At 33.3% G+C, this 17,835-nt stretch carries 17 protein-coding genes and 1 other RNA gene; 3 read left to right on the forward strand and 15 right to left on the reverse strand.

All coding sequences use genetic code 11. The features are described 5' to 3' along the window. Positions 1 to 23 precede the first annotated feature (23 nt). The 8 genes from cls to AC37UB_RS02675 all read right to left on the reverse strand — a co-directional run bounded on the left by cls (position 24) and on the right by AC37UB_RS02675 (position 9,603). Complete coding sequence (gene cls, locus AC37UB_RS02640) at positions 24 to 1,556, reverse strand: cardiolipin synthase (protein ID WP_241699078.1); 1,533 nt, start codon at positions 1,554 to 1,556, stop codon at positions 24 to 26. A 60-nt stretch (positions 1,557 to 1,616) separates the two neighbouring features. Next, positions 1,617 to 2,465: an aldo/keto reductase gene (locus tag AC37UB_RS02645; protein ID WP_117972859.1), complete on the reverse strand. Its 849-nt coding sequence runs from the start codon at positions 2,463 to 2,465 to the stop codon at positions 1,617 to 1,619. 33 nt (positions 2,466 to 2,498) lie between these two features. Next, a complete protein-coding gene (locus tag AC37UB_RS02650; RefSeq protein ID WP_490685298.1) occupies positions 2,499 to 3,914 on the reverse strand; it encodes a DUF1958 domain-containing protein in 1,416 nt (471 codons plus the stop codon). Between the two features lie 119 nt (positions 3,915 to 4,033). After that, positions 4,034 to 6,460 carry a phenylalanine--tRNA ligase subunit beta gene (pheT, locus tag AC37UB_RS02655; protein ID WP_490685299.1) on the reverse strand — a complete coding sequence of 809 codons (2,427 nt, stop codon included), beginning with the start codon at positions 6,458 to 6,460 and terminating at the stop codon, positions 4,034 to 4,036. 6 nt (positions 6,461 to 6,466) lie between these two features. Continuing rightward, on the reverse strand, positions 6,467 to 7,513 hold the full coding sequence (gene pheS, locus AC37UB_RS02660) for a phenylalanine--tRNA ligase subunit alpha (RefSeq protein ID WP_117972862.1): 1,047 nt from the start codon (positions 7,511 to 7,513) through the stop codon (positions 6,467 to 6,469). A gap of 302 nt (positions 7,514 to 7,815) precedes the next feature. Continuing rightward, complete coding sequence (locus AC37UB_RS02665) at positions 7,816 to 8,142, reverse strand: winged helix-turn-helix transcriptional regulator (RefSeq protein ID WP_117972863.1); 327 nt, start codon at positions 8,140 to 8,142, stop codon at positions 7,816 to 7,818. An 85-nt stretch (positions 8,143 to 8,227) separates the two neighbouring features. Beyond that, the gene (locus AC37UB_RS02670; protein WP_117972864.1) at positions 8,228 to 8,728 is read right to left on the reverse strand and encodes an HD domain-containing protein; all 501 of its coding nucleotides are present in this window, start codon (positions 8,726 to 8,728) and stop codon (positions 8,228 to 8,230) included. A gap of 116 nt (positions 8,729 to 8,844) precedes the next feature. Further along, on the reverse strand, positions 8,845 to 9,603 hold the full coding sequence (locus tag AC37UB_RS02675; protein WP_117973189.1) for a TrmH family RNA methyltransferase: 759 nt from the start codon (positions 9,601 to 9,603) through the stop codon (positions 8,845 to 8,847). A 115-nt stretch (positions 9,604 to 9,718) separates the two neighbouring features. Here AC37UB_RS02675 and AC37UB_RS02680 point away from each other — a divergent pair, with 115 nt between their 5' ends. From AC37UB_RS02680 to AC37UB_RS02690, 3 genes are all read left to right on the forward strand, one after another. Then, the gene (locus AC37UB_RS02680; RefSeq protein ID WP_117972865.1) at positions 9,719 to 9,994 is read left to right on the forward strand and encodes an acylphosphatase; all 276 of its coding nucleotides are present in this window, start codon (positions 9,719 to 9,721) and stop codon (positions 9,992 to 9,994) included. A gap of 92 nt (positions 9,995 to 10,086) precedes the next feature. After that, on the forward strand, positions 10,087 to 11,004 hold the full coding sequence (yidC, locus tag AC37UB_RS02685; protein WP_117972866.1) for a membrane protein insertase YidC: 918 nt from the start codon (positions 10,087 to 10,089) through the stop codon (positions 11,002 to 11,004). Positions 11,005 to 11,184: 180 nt separating this feature from the next. Further along, positions 11,185 to 11,334, forward strand: a complete 150-nt coding sequence (locus AC37UB_RS02690) for a hypothetical protein (protein WP_199500898.1) — start codon at positions 11,185 to 11,187, stop codon at positions 11,332 to 11,334. A 165-nt stretch (positions 11,335 to 11,499) separates the two neighbouring features. Here AC37UB_RS02690 and AC37UB_RS02695 read toward each other — a convergent pair whose 3' ends face one another. The 7 genes from AC37UB_RS02695 to AC37UB_RS02725 all read right to left on the reverse strand — a co-directional run bounded on the left by AC37UB_RS02695 (position 11,500) and on the right by AC37UB_RS02725 (position 17,813). Beyond that, on the reverse strand, positions 11,500 to 11,718 hold the full coding sequence (locus tag AC37UB_RS02695; RefSeq protein WP_117972867.1) for a hypothetical protein: 219 nt from the start codon (positions 11,716 to 11,718) through the stop codon (positions 11,500 to 11,502). A gap of 141 nt (positions 11,719 to 11,859) precedes the next feature. Continuing rightward, positions 11,860 to 12,226, reverse strand: a transfer-messenger RNA (tmRNA) gene (gene ssrA / locus AC37UB_RS02700). 155 nt (positions 12,227 to 12,381) lie between these two features. Next, positions 12,382 to 12,684 (reverse strand): ArsR/SmtB family transcription factor, encoded by a 303-nt coding sequence (locus AC37UB_RS02705; protein WP_117972868.1) that lies wholly within the window; start codon positions 12,682 to 12,684, stop codon positions 12,382 to 12,384. A 15-nt stretch (positions 12,685 to 12,699) separates the two neighbouring features. Beyond that, positions 12,700 to 14,418 (reverse strand): phospho-sugar mutase, encoded by a 1,719-nt coding sequence (locus AC37UB_RS02710; RefSeq protein WP_242093577.1) that lies wholly within the window; start codon positions 14,416 to 14,418, stop codon positions 12,700 to 12,702. Between the two features lie 189 nt (positions 14,419 to 14,607). Continuing rightward, positions 14,608 to 15,666 (reverse strand): YdcF family protein, encoded by a 1,059-nt coding sequence (locus AC37UB_RS02715; protein WP_233519179.1) that lies wholly within the window; start codon positions 15,664 to 15,666, stop codon positions 14,608 to 14,610. Positions 15,667 to 15,708: 42 nt separating this feature from the next. Continuing rightward, positions 15,709 to 17,112 carry an ABC transporter ATP-binding protein gene (locus AC37UB_RS02720; RefSeq protein ID WP_117972871.1) on the reverse strand — a complete coding sequence of 468 codons (1,404 nt, stop codon included), beginning with the start codon at positions 17,110 to 17,112 and terminating at the stop codon, positions 15,709 to 15,711. Beyond that, a complete protein-coding gene (locus tag AC37UB_RS02725; protein WP_490685300.1) occupies positions 17,109 to 17,813 on the reverse strand; it encodes an energy-coupling factor transporter transmembrane component T in 705 nt (234 codons plus the stop codon). Before AC37UB_RS02725 ends, AC37UB_RS02720 begins: the two co-directional genes overlap by 4 nt. Positions 17,814 to 17,835 lie beyond the last annotated feature (22 nt).

A 17,835-nucleotide genomic window follows, 5' to 3' on the forward strand; every position in this document is an offset into this window, starting at 1 on the left:
CTCATTTTTCTATCTTTTTGTTATTACAATAACGGGGCAAAAACCGATAAACACGCCTGTAAAACTTTTTTAGGGAATGACACGTTTTTTGCTTCTTCTAATGTAATTAATTGACTTAATTTTTCTGTTTCTAAGTGATCTTGTAGGACATCGTCTACTCCTTTCGTTTTATACATCCACACACCACATTCAAAATGTAAAAATAAACTACGATAATCTAAATTGACTGTGCCGACAGTTGCATACTCTCCATCCACCACACAGGTTTTAGAATGGATAAAACCTGGTGTATATTCATATATTTCTACTCCTGCTTCAATTAGTTGAGCATAGTTTGATTTGGTCACAGTATGGACATACCACTTATCAGGAATATGTGGGGTAATAATCCTCACATCGACACCACCTTTTGCGGCATTACACAGAGCTTCCATCAATAAATTATCAATGACCAAATAAGGAGTAGTAAAATAGACATAATCCGTCGCACGATTGATTAGATTTAAATAGACATTCATTCCAACTGTTTCTCTATCAAATGGAGAATCCACATAAGGTTGATAATATCCTTTTGTTTCCGGTAGTTCATTGGCCTCATAGATTGGAATAAATTCTTCTACTCTACTTTCAGTTGAATTTACAAAATCCCACATAGATAAAAACAACAAAGAAAATCCCCATGCTGCCTCTCCGACAAGTTTGATTGAATTATCTTTCCAATGACCAAAACGCTCAATCGCATTAATGTATTCATCAGCTAAGTTAATCCCACCTGTATAAGCAATTTTTCCATCAATGACAGTTATTTTCCTATGATTACGATTATTGAAAATTGGAGATAATACAGGAATAAATGGATTAAAAACACAACACTTTATGCCTTCTTTTCTTAACTTTTTATCATATCCATGAGGTAATGTAAACAAACATCCAAAATCATCATAAATAAATCGAACATCTACACCTTCTCTTGCTTTTTTTATCATAATATCAAGAATAGTTTGCCACATTTCACCATCATTAACGATAAAAAATTCCATAAAAATGTATTTTTCAGCTTTTTTTAAATCCTCAATCATGGCTTCAAAAGCTTGTTCACCCAATGGATAATATTCACTGGTTGTATGTGTAAACAAAGAAGATTCTCCATATTTACTTAAATAATTAGACTGTATTATAGCATTTTGATTCCCATCTGTTATTTTTGCTTTTGATACTGTTCGCTCATTGGCAAGTTGTTCTCTTTCTTGAATGACTTCCATTTTTGTTTTTTCTTTTTTACTAAAGCGAACACGTCCAAATACTAAATAAATAACTGTCCCAAAAACAGGAATTAACATAATTGGAATAATCCAAGCAATTTTGTAAGCTGGATTACTTCGACTATTAATAATTTTTATCACAACAAAACTGGAAATTAATAAATAGAACGTATAAAAATAAACAAAATAATTTTGAAATCTAAACACAATCGCAAATAACACACCTAATTGAAGAAGGATTAATAACACAATAATAACAGCTCTGTTTGAGATAACTTTTAATAACTTTTCCATCAATTTCTCCCAATCTACTCATCTTTTTAATGAAGAAAAAGGCTCTTAATAAAGAGCCTTTTAGAAGGTAACTTCATCCGGATTTCTTGCCTGACCAGCTTTTCCTTGTAAAGCATCAATGAGTCCCATCTCAAATTCAGATAGTTCAAAATCAAACAACTCAATATTTTCTTTAATTCGACTAGGAGTGACAGACTTAGGAAGTGGCACAAATCCCTTTTGAAGAGACCAACGTAATACAACTTGTGCTACAGTCTTACCATGCGCTTTAGCGATTTCTTCTAATTCATCTAATTTAAAAATATCACCTGTCCCTAGTGGACTATATGCCTCTAGTAAAATCCCCTTATTTTTACAATAACTAACAATTTCTTGTTGTTGATCACTAGGATTTAAATAAATTTGATTCACCACTGGTTGAAAAGAAGCTATCTCTTCTAACGCCTTCAAATGATGTATCATAAAATTGGAAACGCCGATACTTTTTACTTTTCCAGAGTTGAGAGCTTCTTCCATTGCTTTCCAAGCACCAGCATTCGCTTCTTGCCAATGGTCCCGATAATCAACTGGATTTGGCCAATGAATTAAATATAAATCTAAATAATCAAGACCTAATCTCTCTAAGGACTCATCGATAGCCAGTTTTGCTTTATCGTATGAATGATCTTTGTTCCATAACTTTGTGGTAATAAATAATCTTTCACGTGGAATACCACTTTCTTTAATTGCTTCGCCTACACTTTCTTCGTTACCATAAATCATTGCTGTGTCAATATGACGATAACCCGCTTCTAGTGCAGATTTTACTGCTTGTTTTGCTATTTCACCACTTTCAGCTTGCCACGTACCAAATCCCACTACTGGAATTCTGTTACCATCCTTTAGAGTATAGTAAGTCTGTTCTGTCATCATTACATCCTCCCTTATTTTTTTCAACGAAAATTACCTTCGAGAATAGCGTTTCATTCTCTCTTTAATCCTTTTTCGTCGGTTTCTTTTAATAATATACCATATTATTAAAAATAGTAAAAAAATTAAACTAATAAATCCAATAACTATTTCTTTCCAAAATCGTTTTGCTATCTGCAACCATTCAGATTGCGTTGTTGGGATACTTAATGCTATTGATTCAACAGGTGTATTTTTTAATGCTTTTTTAACAGAATGTTCTTCTTCTTTTTCTTTATAGGACACTTCCACTACTGGAATAGTCGCTGAAATTTTTTCTATCCCATTAACAACAAGTACATTGCCATCATCTAAACTCAATGTATAAGATTCATCTTTTTTCACTGTGTCATATAGCGACTTATCTGTCATAATAACTTTACCATCTATTTCATGTTCACCAGACTCTAAAATAGTTTTGTATTCATAATGACTGAAGCCGTAATTTAACATTGCATTGGCAAAGGGATGGCGTTTGTATTCTCCCGTTTGATCTGCCCAATCTCCCACACCTAACACAATCGCGATAAGACGTAAATCCCCTTTTTTGGCTGTCATATCTATATTAAATCCACCCGAAGGACTCGAACCTGTCTTTAACCCATCTACCCCTTCATAAGAATATTCTAATCCTGGTAGCGAATAATTATACGTGTCAAATGTTTCTTCAAATGGTGTTCCAAGCATTGATGTCACTTTTGGTGAGTTAGTGATAGTTAAAATATCAGGATATTTTGATAGTAAACAATAAGTAAATGTTGCTAAATCTCTTGCTGTTGTTGTATTAGATGCCTCCACTTCTAAGGTTGATGTATCTACCCCTTCTGCTGCATACATCCCTTGAAACGCACTAATTTCTGCCCCTGTTATATTAACTATTTTAGTATTTGTCATACCTAACTCTTTTGCTGTATCATTCATTTTTTGTAACATTAATACCGCATTTGGTTCAACTAAATCAGCTAACATGACCGTCGCGACGTTTGAAGAGGGTACAACTGCCATTTTTAGCAATTCTCTTACTGGATAGGAAGCTCCTAACTGAATCTTATTATTACTTAATTGATAAATTTGAGAAATTGCCACATAGCGCTCGTTGGCTTCAATTGTTGTATCTAGTGTGAGTTGTCCTTCTTCAATTGCTTGATAAACTAAATAAACAACCATCAGCTTCATGATACTTGCTGGATTATGTGGCGTATCAGGATTTTCTCCCCACAAGAATTGTCCTGTATTTGCATCTATCAAAACAGCACCTTTTGGTTTATCTGCTTCATTGACAGTAAAACCCGATTCATTAATTAAATCCATCATGCTTGGCATCTCTTCTGCTGAAACCTGTGTTACAAATAGAAAACTAAAAAAGATCATTCCCACAAATAATCTTTTTAAACACTTTTTTAATACCATCCCAATCTCCTTTAATATATTATCCCATTTATAATACCAAACTTTTATTTGTTTTTCTGTCCTTTTAAATAAAAAAACAATTAGCACATGATTATTATCACATACTAATTGTTTTTATATTATCTGAATTCAATGTTTAACTCATTAACTAACGCTTTTTCTATCTTCTTCATAACAGAAACCACTTCGTCTTCAACTAAAGTTGAGTCGTCATTTTGGAATACAAGAGAGTAAGCAAGAGATTTTTTCCCTTTACCCAATTTTTCTCCTTTGAATAAATCAAACAGATGAATAGATCTTAAGTTTTTACCACCATTTGCTTCAATAACGTCCACAATTTGTTGATATGTCACTGCTTCGTCCACTAGCAAGGCAATATCACGTTTAATTGATGGGTATTTACCAACTTCTTTATAAACATTATCTTCTGGAACAAATTCAAATAATTTATCTAAGTCAATTTCAACAACATATGTTTCTTTTAAATCCATATCTTTAGAAAGTTTAGGATGGATTTGTCCAACAAATCCAACGCGAGTTTCACCTACTAAAATATCTGCTGTGCGTCCTGGATGCATCTCTTTTAGTGTTTGATTTGGTTGATAAACCACTTCATTTTCAAGTCCTAAGAAGCTAATTAATGATTCAACAATACCTTTCATTGTATAAAAATCAACTACTTCTTGTGATTCTTTCCAGTCTTTTTTACGAGAAACACCTGTCATCGCCATACCTAAATGAGTTGTTTCTTTCGGTAAATCTGATTTATCATACCAATTAAAGACATGACCTATTTCGTAAAATGCTACACCATTTGCTTTTCTCGCGACATTATAAGAAACATCTTTAAGTAAGCCATTAATTAAACTTTGACGTAAGACTGAATGTTCTTCACTCATTGGAAAATCAAGTTCAACAATGTCTTCTGAATTTTTCGTATCTAGTTTAAATTGAACAGCTGATTCAGGGGACATTAACGCATAGCTAATCGCTTCAGTTAATCCTTTTCCTGCTAATAATGATCTAATATGACGAGTCATTTGTTGTTTAAATGATAATTTACCTGGTAATGAGGCACCACTTGGCAAAGTAGATGGTAAGTTGTCATAGCCGTAAATACGAGCAACTTCTTCAATCAAATCAGCTGGAATCTTAATGTCCCATCGTCTTAATGGGATTGTCACATCAAATGTTTTACCACTTAATGACACATCAAATCCTAATTGTAAGAAGATTTTTTCTACATCCATTGCTGATAACTCAGTTCCTAATGAACGATTGATTTTCTCTAAGGTGATGGAAACAGTTGGTTCTGTTGGAACACTTGATTCAACAAGAGCTTCACCTGTCACAATCGTACCACCACCAAGTTCAGCGATTAAGTTGGCAGAAAATTCACTAGCTTGACGAATCACAGACCAATTAATTCCACGTTCAAAGCGACGGCTCGATTCACTTGATAAAGCTAGTCTTCTTGCTGTACGACGAACGCGAGTTGGGTTGAAAACAGCTGTTTCTAATGCAATCGTTGTGGTATTATTTGTGATTTCAGTATTTTCTCCACCCATTACACCAGCTAAAGCGATGGCTTTTTTACCATTTGTAATCACTAAATCTTCAGTAGTTAATTCTCTTTCAACTCCGTCTAAGGTTGTCAACTCTTCCTTGTCTGTTGCACGGCGAACGTAGATTTCTTTTGAATCAAGTTTATCATAATCAAACGCATGTTGTGGTTGACCAAATAATAATAAGGTATAGTTTGTTACGTCGACAATATTATTAATCGGGCGAATGCCTTCATTCATCAAACGAGTTTGTAACCACATTGGGCTTTCTTTAATTGTGACATCTTTAATGATTTTCATACCATAAGATGGCACATCTTCTTCATCTTCCAATCTGATTGATACATAACTTTCAACTGGTTCATCTGGATTTTCATTGATTGTCACAGTTGGTAACGTGATATCTTTGTCATAAATCGCGGCTACTTCATAAGCCACCCCTAGCATGCTTAAAGCATCGGCTCTGTTTGGTGTGACAGATAATTCAATAATCGCATCATCCATTTCCAAATATGGGAATACTGGTTGACCTGGTACTGCATCTTCTGGTAAGAAATAAATCCCTTCAGCGTATTCTTTTGGCACCACACTGTCTGAATAACCTAATTCTTGTAATGAACAAATCATACCTAATGACACTTCACCACGCATTTTACCTTTTTTAATTTTGACATTTCCAGTAATACGTGAATTTGGTAAAGCCACAATCACTTTTTTTCCTGCCGTGATATTTGGCGCACCACAAACAATTTGATACAACTCTTCTTCGCCAACATCTACTTGGCAAATTGATAGGTGATCACTATCTGGATGAGGAACACATTCTTTAACGTCTCCAACAACAATTTTTTTCAGTCCTTCTTCAGGGATCGTCACATCTTCTACTTCAATACCTGAACGAGACATTTTATCTGCTAATTGATTTACATCAATATCTTTTACATCAACTAATTCTTGTAACCATTTATATGATACTAACATTTATCTCTACCCCTTTACCTTAAATTGTTCTAAGAATCTGACGTCATTTTGATAGAAATAACGGATATCATTGACACCATATTTTAACATTGCGACTCTATCAGGTCCTAATCCAAAAGCAAATCCACTGTATTCACTTGAATCAATGCCTGACATTTCAAGAACGCTTGGATGCACAATGCCTGCTCCAAGAATTTCAATCCAACCAGTGTGTTTACATACGTTACAGCCTTTACCACCACATTTGAAACAGCTAATATCCACCTCAACTGATGGCTCTGTAAATGGGAAGTAACTTGGTCTTAGACGGATATGACGATCTTCCCCGAATAATTTTTTAAGTAACACTTCAAGCGTTCCTTTTAAGTCTGCCATTGTGATATGTTTATCAACAACTAATCCTTCAATTTGATGGAATTGATGACTGTGAGTGGCATCATCACTATCACGTCGGTAAACTTTCCCTGGACTAATCATACGAAGTGGTGCTTTTGAAAAATCATGTTTTTCCATCGTACGTGCTTGAATAGGTGAGGTATGCGTACGTAATAACATATCATCTGTAATATAAAAGGAATCTTGCATATCACGAGCTGGGTGATCTTTAGGTAAGTTCATTCTCTCAAAGTTGTAGTAATCTTTTTCAACTTCGTAGCCTTCAATAATTTCATAACCTAGACCTAAAAAAACATCTTCAATTTCTTGCATCACTTGCGTTAAGATATGTGGTGTACCAGTACTTGATACTTTACCCGGTAAAGTCACATCAATCGTTTCATTTAATAACGCCTGATTAAGTGCTTCTTCTTCAAGTTCTTGTTTTTTCTCATCTATTTGTGTGGATAATACATCTCTAATTTCATTAGCCAAACTTCCGACAACTGGTCGCTCTTCATTTGATAAATCTTTCATTCCACGAAGTATTTCTGTCATACTTCCTTTTTTTCCCATTACCTCAACCCGTATGTTATTTAAATGGTCTAATGTTTCCACTTGCGCAATCTTTTCAATAAAATCTTTACGTAGTGATTCCAATCTTTCTTTGATTTCCATTTGTTTCATCCTTTCTTAATCCAACAAAAAAGACATCATTCCTTAATGAAAAGGAACGATGTCTCGTGGTACCATCCAATTTTTATGCTAAAAGCATCTTTATTTGTTAACGATGATAATAATCACCGGTTTGATAACCAAACAACTAAGGAAGTGAACTTCGTCTAGATTTTCCACAGTTTGCTTTCAGTCTTTGACAAACCTCCCTGAGCGAGAAAAATACTAAATTACTCGTTTCCGTAAACGTTTTTTACTATATATCTAAAGTGTACAAGAAATAAAATGGTCCGTCAAGATGATTCTTACATCCATTTTTCTCCCCAGCTTTGAACTTCATTCATAACAGAACGTAACGCTTCTCCTTTTTCAGTTAAAGAATAATCAATGCGTTTTTTTTCTATAGGGTGTTCATCTCGTGTTATAATTCCCTTTTCTTCCAATTCTTTCAATCGCTCAACCAACACTCGGTCACTAACATCTGGTATTTTATTAGCTAACTCAACAAATCGCTGTGTGCCATCCTCTAGTAATACATCAATAATCAAACCATTCCATTTTTTACCTAACATATCAAATGTTTTTTCAAATTTTGGACAAAGTTCAAATTGTCTTTTCTCACAAGAATTCATAAACTGCCTCCTCACCATCAACTATCAATTTTTATACGATATCTTCTAGTATAAAACAATAAGCTGACAAATACTATCTGTCAGCTTACAAATGTACCACTTTAGAATACTCAGCGGCTTTTAATTTTACTTTTTTAAACAATGGTTTAATAACTTCTTCACAGGCACAATATTTATCAACCAGTGTGACAATATAGCTTTCTTTATATTTAGGTGGTGCAATTGTCGCACCAAACATATGCTTAATAATGATATCTTCTTCTAATGGTGAGATATCTGTTAATTTTTTGGCATTTTCTAAAGCAATACGCGGATGAACATAAGCATGTGTGCCTTCGCCCATTTTTTGTTCACGCCAATCATAGAAAAATAAATCATGAAGTAAGCCTGCTCGAGCAGTCGCCCTAACATTTCCACCCCATTTTTTTGCGAGTTTGTAACTCTTATAAGATACTTGAATCGAATGTTCTAAACGATTTGAGTAATGATGTTGTGTGTATTTTTTTAAACTTTGAACGTCATCTGTATAAATTAAATCTTCAACAAGTTCTAAGTAAGCAGTATCTTCTTGCCAATTTAACGACATTTACTATCACTTTCTTTCTTAAACAATAACTTTATCAATCGTTTCATGATAACAATATATCAGTTATTTTTTAAAAAACATATCAAAAAACATGACTTTAATAAATTTATAATAATTTAAAAGTGAAACATAACAATCCCAGCAGCAACTGCGACATTTAACGACTCTGCTTGTCCTTTCATTGGAATGTACACTTTTTTATCAACTTGTGATAAGACTTCCTGTGACACGCCTTGGCCTTCATTCCCCATAATAATAGCAATTGATTCTGTTAGCTTTAATTCTTTAAAAGACATCGCAGTATCATCTAATGCTGTTGCAACTGTTAAAATATGTCGCATTTTTGCCTGTACTATCCATTTATCTAACGCAACATTAGTCACAATAGATACATGAAATTGACTGCCTTGTAATGCTCGTTGCACTTTTGATTGATAGACATCTACGCATCCTTCACTTAATATAACTTGATCAAAACCAGCTGCATCTGCTGTTCGGATCATCGTTCCCACATTTCCAGGATCTTGCACATGATCTAAAACTAAGATTTTTTCCCCAAATCCTGTTAATTCTTCTGACTTTTTCATAATCGCGATAATTTCTTGTGGTGTTGGTAATTCAGATAGTTGCTTTAATATCCCATCAGTTACAACAACCAATTGTTCCTCTGATACCTTTGATAGAATAGACTTATATTTTAATAATCCATCATCAGTTGTAATCACGCAATCAATCAACCCATTATTTTCTAAAGCTTCCTGAACAGAATGCTCTCCTTCTAAAATATATTGATTGGTTATATCACGATACTTCTTTTTATGTAATTTCTTGGTTTCTTTTACCCATTGATTAGTCAAAGATTCGATTCGCTTCATATCTATATTCATTCCTCTCAATTCTGGATTCATTATATCAGATTTTTTATTTGTTTAACCCCTTTATCATTAAAAATTGTATAATAGAATAAAAAAACACAAAGGAAGTGATTAAATGAAAATTTCTATGATTGTTCATGGTCGAGTTCAAGGTGTCGCGTTTCGTTATATGACAAAGATAGTCGCTGATGAGTTAGGGGTTTATGGAATTGTCCGTAATTTAGATGACGGTGGTGTTTACATCGAGGCGAACGGAGATAAATTAGCTGTTCAACAATTTATTGAAGAAGTAAAAAAATCACCTGCTCCGATGGGAAACGTAACAAACTACTCGATTGATTTTGAGCCAAGTTTTAAAGAGCATCATCAATTTAACGTTGTTTATTCTTAAATTATTTCTATAAAATAATTGAATTATAGCGAAAAATTCGATATAGTAATGCTTGTGTAGATTTATGAAGATTATAGTAAAGGAAGAAATAAATGAAAAATTTAAAACGTTGGATGATTGGTTCTGGACTGTTTGGATTATTAATCTTTTTATCCGGATGTGTAAAGACCGACTCAACAGGTGCTCCTACAGGCGAGGGATTCGTCTATAATGTATTAGTAAAACCCATGAGTCATTTGATTACCTTCTTTGCAGAGAATTGGGGATTAGGATTTGGTTGGTCAATTATCTTATTAACGATGATCGTTCGATTAATCATTTTACCACTTGGTTTAAGCCAAATGAAAAAATCAATGATTCAACAAGAAAAAATGGCAGCGATCAAACCGCATATGGATGTTATTAATGAACGTATGAAAACTGCCACATCACCAGAAGAAAAAATGGCAGCACAACAAGAACTACAACAATTTTATAAAGATAATGATATCAATATTATGGGAGGAATTGGGTGTCTACCCTTATTGATACAAATGCCAATTTTTACAGCACTATTCTTTGCTGCAAAAGTGACACCTGGTATTTCTGAATCTGTGTTCTTTGGAATAAATTTAGGGAAACCTAGTTTAATTTTAGTGGCATTAGCTGGTATTAGTTACTTTTTACAAAGTTACATCAGTATGATTGGGATGAGTGATGAACAGAGAAAACAAATGCGAATGATGACGTATCTGTCTCCTCTTATGATTATTTTCTTCTCATTCAAAGCTCCTGCTGGTGTGACATTGTATTGGGTTATTGGTGGTATCTTTAGTTGCATCCAATCATTGATTACTAACCTATATCATAAACCAAAAGTAAAAAAAGAAATTGCTGAACATTTTGAAAAAAATCCAGTGAAAGTGGTTAAATCAGCTGTTAAGCCAACACCAACAAAACAGAATACACCGAAAAATAAGATTACTACAAATAACGGTGGACGTAATCAAGGCAAACAAAATAAAAAATAAGACTAGAACTGATGAAAACTTCCTGTTTTTCATCAGTTTTTTTATACGTTACTCTATTAATGATCTTTTTCTTTAAACTATTAGTTGCAATGATACTTTTTAAATGATATACTTATAAATGGAATTTCGTTATGAACGTTTTAGTTGCCTTTCGTTACGATTAAGAAAGGAGAATGCTATATGACATTCAATAACACTACAATAGAGTACCGTGTAACTTTAGACACTGAGTTAAACTTATTTATCGTTTTTCTAAAAGATGATGAAACTAAATTGGCTACTGGTACTACTATTCAAAACGCAGTACATGAATTACAAAAAATTGCATAAGGAGTAACGACCTAATGGATGACACCAGTTCGTACTGAAGAGCATTTACCTTTTAATAACTATTAATGGTAAATGCTTATTTTATTGCATAAAAAGAGAGACAAATTTTATTTTCTCTATAAAAAAACAAAAATAAAAACCACAATTCTAAGTGGTTTAACTAACTTAACTTCGACTATACCTATTCTTGTACACATAGGTTTCATCATCTACTGTCATCCCGTCCTCTTCTAGCGTTTTAATCAGAACGAGATGAGTATCCTCAAACCTATCCCTCACAACAACGGTATTTTTTAAAATCAATTCTACTTTACCAATAACATGTTTCTCGTGAACGGTAGGGTAATCAATAATCGAACCTATAGAAACTAATCCTTTAGACAAATTAAATCAATCCCTTCTTCTTTTATTATAGCACACTTTTAAAAAAGGAGTTTTTTATAAAAAAAGAAACCAAAAATAAGACTGCTAAACTCTGACATATCATTGATACATCAAGGTTTAAACAGTCTTATCTTATTATTGGAATGGAGGCGGCGGGAGTCGAACCCGCGTCCAAACATATTGCCACTTAAACATCTACGCTCATAGTTATCCTATTTGAGTTTCACTCAAGTCTCTGCCGAATAACAGGCCGTGACTTTCGCTAGTCTGGTAATCTCTTCTAAATTTTACAGACGGAAAAATTTAGCGTATCCCACTCAATTTGAGACCCTTACTTGAGCACATGGGCGATGCCAAGAGGATCTTTACCCGCTGTTTTTAGGCAGCTAAGGCAAAAGTATTGTTTTCGTTTTTAGCAGTTATATTTAACTGTAACGTTTTAACGTAGACGTAACCTACGAAGCGCAATTCAAGCTCAAACTATGCCTGTCGAATCCGTAACGCCCCCTTATTTATTAACTAAGCTAGTATAACATAACTTTACACTGTTTTCAATTATCCAACAACTAAAATTGAATCACTGTATTGAACAAAGAAACACAATGCTAATTGCTACACATAAAAACTAAGCCTTAAAGCAATCGACCTTTAAGACTTATGAATTTAGTCATGATTTATGTGGTTCATATGGTCAAATGTTTGTGATAAGATACTTTTCACGTGCTTATCATCCAAACAATACACCACACTTTTTCCCTCTTTACGTGATTTCACCAAATGATTTTCTCGTAACAATTTTAATTGATGAGAAACAGCAGATTGCTCCATATCTAAAAATTCAGTAATACTACTAACATTCATTTCTTTTTCAGATAGTGCTACAAGAATTTTTAAACGAGTAGAATCTCCGATTGTTTTAAAAAAACGACTTGTTTGTTGAATCGTTTGAGGATTTAATTCTTTCATATCGATAACTCCCCCTTAATCACGATATTTTGCTAGCTCTTCACCAAATCTATCCATTTTATTGTCAACAGCTTCTTGCGTTTCATCGACAGCACCAATATAAAACTTAATTTTTGGTTCCGTTCCAGAAGGTCTAATCGCAATCCAGCTACCATCTTCTAAAAAGAATTTTAGAACATTAGCATTTGGCAAATCTAGCAATTCTATTTTACCATCAGAAAGCATTCTTTTACCAACAGAATAATCTTCCGTGAAGTTTACTTTAATCCCACCAAATGAGGTTGGTAAGTTATTTCGAATGTCTTGCATCAAGCGAGTAATTTCTTTTAATCCTTCCATCCCTGATTTTGTTACTGAAATGGTTTTTTCTTTAAAATAACCAAATTCTTTGTAGATTTCTAATAAAGCATCATATAATGTTTGATTTTTTTCCATGTAGTAAGTCGCCATCTCTGCTAATAAAACCAATGCTTGAATCGCATCTTTATCACGAACAAATGGTTTGACTAAATAACCATAACTTTCTTCAAAACCAAACAGAAATTCATTTGATTGTGTTCTTTGGGCTTCTTTAATTTGTTCCGCAATAAATTTAAAACCAGTCAAAACATTTTTCATTTCAACGTCATATTTTTCACAAATACGTGTTGGTAATTCGCTCGAAACAATTGATTTTAAGACTAGACCGTTCTCAGGTAATTCTTGTTTCTCGTTTTTTTTAGTTAAAATATAATGAACCATTAAACTGGCTAATTGATTTCCAGTCAACACACGATACTCGCCATTTGGCAGTTTTACTGCTGCTCCCAATCGATCCGCATCTGGATCAGTGGCCACTAATAAGTCAGCTGATAATTCTTCACCCAAACGAATAGCATATTCAAAAGCAGATAATTCTTCTGGGTTAGGAGATGTTACAGTAGTAAAATTTGGATCCGCAATCGCTTGCTCTTCTACTAATGAAACATTTGTAAAGCCAATTTGTGATAAGGCACGCTCACCTAGCATTTTGCCTGTCCCATGAAGTGGAGTAAAGACCATATTTAATTTTGAACCGCTTCTATTAATTAATTCATCATCAATGGTAACAGTTAATATGTCTTTCAAATAACTATCGTCTACTTCTTTACCAATTATAGTGATAAAATCGTTTGACTGGCTATCATCAATGATTTCTATTTCAAGTGGATTTGCCACACTACGAACAAATTCAGTCACCTTATCGGCATCTTGTGGTGGCATTTGAGCCCCGTCTTCACCATACACTTTAAATCCATTATAATTGGCAGGATTATGACTGGCAGTAATCATAATTCCAGCTACACAGCCAAAATAACGTACAGCAAATGATAACTCAGGCGTCGGTCTTAAACTCTCAAATACATATGATTTGATGCCGTGACTAGCTAAAGTCTTAGCTGATTCCATCGCAAATTCAGGAGATTGATGTCTTGAATCATACGCAATCGCAACACCTCTTTTTTTTGCGTCTTCACCTAATGTACTAATAAATAATGCTAAACCGTTTGCTGCTTGTCGAACGGTATAAATGTTCATACGATTAATACCAACACCTAATATTCCTCGCATACCAGCTGTACCAAACTCTAGAGGAGCATAAAACGCCTCCTGTAATTCGTTTTCATTTTTCTCTAATTGATTTAAATTATCTTTTAAAGTTGTTTCCAACTCTCTAAATTGTTTCCACGTCGAATATGTTTCTTTCCAATCCATCATGTCACCTCATCATTATTTCGTAATGTTTATTATAGCACTATGTCATTTAATTTACTAAAGATAAAAAATTATCCCTTGCAATTTTTTATTTCAATAACCTTCTCTTTAACCAATTAGATGAAAAAGGGTCATCCTTTAGGAGTAATCTTAATACACTGTTCCTAAAAGTGACCTTAATTCAATAGATTAATTCGCTATAAAATATATTATTAACTGTAATAAAAAAATAACAAAGAAAAATCCTATGAAAAGTAGATGTTTTCGTTTTGTCATCACTAAATACCCTACATATTCACGAATAAATGCAGCCGGTAAATAATACAGTTTTGTCTTAGAACCTACACCTCTAGCCTGTACGCCCAAACGTGCTGCTATTTTTCCAGCACGCAATAAATGATAATTATTGGTTGCAATCACAACCTGTTTATCTTTAAAGTCACTAATGCCATCTCTTACCCCAGCAAGTTTTTCAGAGAACTTAATATTTTCCTGCGTATTTGTTGACTGTTCTTCCAAATAAACTGTTTTTACAATGACTGGTAATGAATCCAAATAGTCTTTCATCGCTTGTGCTTCTGATATTTTTTCATCTGAACCTTTACCCCCAGACAAAATAATCGTTGGTTCATGTCCATATTTTCTTTTTTGTCTAACATACAGCGCTATTCCCCGATCAATTCGACTAGCTAATAAAGGGGTCACACGCTCACCATCAATTAATCCAGCACCTAAAATAATGATATAATCTACTTTTTTGGTAATGGGAAAATAATTATATAAAATGGCTGTTGTCCCATACATAATAAACAAAAAAATAAGATAGGATAATGTTACAGTTAAAAAACCTAATAATGTTGTTATAAAAATGTTCCCTGAATAAAACGTAACAAATAATATTAATATCTGAACACCTAATAAACCTAAGGCAACAATCAAAGGGACCAAATTACTAAATGAGCGTCCCTCTCTTTTTAATAAAACTTTTTCGTTCCAAAATAATCCAACAATACTAGAACTTAATCCTAACACACTTAAAAATAAAATAACTAAGATAGCCGGAATTAAAAAGACAAGTGCAATATTTTCATTAACTTTATCCAATAATAGAATAAACGATAGATAGAGCATTCCTGAAGAGATTAAAAAGAAAAAGCCATTCCATAAACTAGTTGGTCTAAAATAATTCCAATATAAAAAACAGACTAGTGGAACTCCAACACAAATGACATAAAAAAATACGGTCATATTTAACAAGATAGACACTCCTTTCCACCATAAAATGGTAAATTAACTCACTATTTTACCATCTTTCATTTGTAAAATATGTGACGCTGTTTTGGTTAAAAATTCATTATCATGACTGATGACTAAAACAAATAAGCCATATGACTGAACTTTTTTCAATAATTGGCTAACAGAAACCATGTGACGATAGTCTAAGCCGCTTGTTGGCTCATCTAATATAATCCATTCTTTACCAGATAAAATAGCACTGGCTATAGCTACACGTTGTTTTTCACCACCAGACAAGTTTTGAGGGTGTAACTGTAATAAAGACCCTAAACTTAATTCCTCAACAACTTCATCAAACAACTCTTTTCTCTTCGATTGCACTAATAATTCTTTTTCTACAGTTTCAAAAAATAATTGCAAATTCACATCTTGCATAACAAGAAAACTACGATTAAGGCGTTCTTTAGCAGATAATGGTACACCATCAATTAAAAACTTGGATCTTTGACAATTATCAGATAACAATCCTGTTAACATTTGAACAAAAGTTGTTTTTCCAGAACCATTCTGACCGATTAATCCCGTGATATGTGACGTATCAAGCGATAAGTCGTCTATGCTAAGGATAGTATTTGAATGCTTATAATGAAAATTAAGATTCATTATATGAAGTTTAGAAGAATGAATTACTTCTTTAGAACAGTTATTTATTAATAATTCACTTGGCTCATTTAACGTACGCAAACCCATCTCTTTCTGAATAGTTGGAAAGAGTGAATAGAAGTCTTCAGAAGGTAAATTATAGCAAACCTTTCCCTTATTTAACACAATATATCTATCTGCTAAATGTGTTAAATAAAACAGACGATGTTCTGCAATAATTAATGTACAACCTTGTTGCTTTAAAATTGATAAATAAGATGATAGTTGTTTGATTGTTGAATAATCAAGATTGCTAGACGGTTCATCAAATAAAAACAAACGATGTGGTAGCATACAAGCTGATGCAAAGGCTATCCGCTGCTTTTGTCCGCCTGAGAGTTCCGTTACTTTTTTTCCTATCAACTCTCTCAAATTGAACAATTCTATAATGTCATCTATACGAGTCTCAATCTGATTAGCAGGTACTCCATAATTCTCCATTGAAAAAGCCAATTCACTAAATACAGAAGTAGTGAAAAACTGCGTTTTAGGGTTTTGAAATACTACCCCTATATCTTTTACATAGTGATTAAAATCTAATGGTGGTAAACTTGTTTCTAATACAGTTGCATCACCGGTTACTTCACCTTCGTACAATTCGGGGATTAAACCATTTAGTAGACTAATAAGCGAGCTTTTCCCACTGCCACTTTCTCCAGTTAATACAACTACTTCACCAGTATTGATTGATAACTGAATGTCTTTTAACACAGTTTTATCATCTCTTAAGAGGTTAACATGGTCAAAATGAATCATAATATAACACCTCCCTCAATTAATAACAATACCAATAAACTTGCCAGTAGTAAATAGTCTTGAACCTTTAATCTAATCGAGATAACACTCGTACGCTGGCCTTCATATCCCAAACCACGCACAAGTGCTGTAGCAGATAATTCTTGAGCTGTATAATCAACTTGCTTTAAAATTGGAACTAAAAAATATTCCATTGTTTGAATAGGATGTTTAACCACTTGAGAAAAAGATAAATAAATCCCTCTAAATTTCATAGCCTGTCTAATTGATTTAAAATCATGACGTAGTGTCGGAAAAAAACGACAAATGACAATAAAAGGAATAATTAAAAAGTTCGGCATATGCCATTTTTTCATAGCAGCTACCCACTCACCTACAGAGGTATTTTGTGTTGCAAACATTCCTGCGGCAACTGGTGGAAGCAAACTTTTATAGACAACTAAAATAAATGAGATTATAGCGGATAATACTCCTGTAATCTCATGAAAGAACTGTGTTGTGAGAAAAACTAATGCAATATAACTCATAAATATGACCATCGCTTTTTTTATCGAACCACTCAAACACAATAAACAGGTCATAAATACCATAAAAATAAGTTCCATTGATGGATTGGCTCGTGACATTAAGATTAAACTGGCAAAAATAACGGTCACTAATTTACTTCTTGGATCAAATATAATATATCTATTATTTTTCAAAACCAATCCACCTCTAACTTAT

The sequence above is a fragment of the Vagococcus changpingensis genome, from assembly GCF_058211775.1.